Here is a 401-nt window from a genome sequence, read left to right on the forward strand (position 1 = left end):
TCGCGCTGAGCAGCACCCAGGTGGCCGGCCTGACCTCGCGCCAGATCGCCGCCCTGTCGACCGCCAACCTGGCCGCCATGGAAACGGTGGACTTCGCCGCCCTGAAGACGGCCACCATCGCCGCCCTGAGCTCGGCCCAGATCGCCGGCCTGACCTCCTCGCAAGTGATCGCGCTGACCACCGCGCAAGCCGCGTCGCTGACCTCGGCCCAGCTGGGCGCCATGGAAACGGTCGACCTGGCCGCCATGGAAACGGTGGACTTCGTGGCGCTGAAGACCAGCGCCATCGCCGGCCTGAGCACCAGCCAGTTCGCCGGCCTGACCACCAACCAGGTCGCCGCGCTGACCAGCGGCCAGATCGGCGCGCTGAGCACCAACCTGATCGCCAACGGCCTGACCACC

1 pseudogene is annotated in these 401 nt (G+C 70.3%); it reads left to right on the top strand.

The features are described 5' to 3' along the window. Positions 1–401 (top strand): annotated as a pseudogene (locus AC6H42_RS30430) (heme utilization protein); the annotation flags it as partial.

The sequence above is a fragment of the Massilia sp. NBRC 108631 genome, assembly GCF_059704565.1.